We start from the raw sequence: 659 nt of genomic DNA, 5'->3' as shown, positions 1-659 counted from the left end.
AGGTAATGACTTACATGGTCGTGGCGCAAATCAATTAGACCAAAACAACTTTGTTAATACACCACATTATAATCGTGATGACTATGAGAGTTATAATCATCCAAAATTCTCAAATCAAGCTACTCGTGATACTAATCAAGAGATTGATTATAAAACTTATTATAATGATCCGAGATTTAAGTCTCGTAAACGTTTTATTGTTAGCTTTATTACTGGTGCAATCATTGGCTCAACTATTGGACTTTTAACTAAAAATAAAGCAAACCAAAAAATTGATGATTTAAAAGCAAAAGAACAAGAAGTTAAAGATAATTATTATAGTATTAAACAACAAACAGAAGAAACAATTGATAATGTAAGACATAAAATTGAAGACTTAAAAAATAGAAAACATACAGGTATTTCTTCCGATGAGCTTGCAGCACAACGTCGTGCAATTCAATCAGAAACATCAAATCATTTAGCAGATGAATCACCATTAGCAAAAGAAATACAAGAAGCTAAAGCTGAAACTACAGTAAAAGAAAATAATTATTTTAATAATGAACATAATAGTGCAGAAGAAATTGTAGCACAACAAAATGCTATTAAAGATGAGTTGTCAACTAACTTAGCAGACGAATCGCCACAAGCGCAAGAAATACAAGAAGCCAAAAAAG

The 659-nt window shown here is 30.2% G+C and carries 1 pseudogene; it reads left to right on the top strand.

Annotated features, from left to right (window positions below):
* Positions 1 to 659: pseudogene (locus tag HMPREF2629_RS11195) on the top strand (hypothetical protein); the annotation flags it as partial.

Source organism: Staphylococcus sp. HMSC034C12 (assembly GCF_001835895.1).
Classification (GTDB): Bacteria; Bacillota; Bacilli; order Staphylococcales; family Staphylococcaceae; genus Staphylococcus; species Staphylococcus hominis.
The sequence above is the reverse complement of the archived record's forward strand: the minus strand, read 5'-3'. Positions and strand labels throughout refer to the sequence as shown.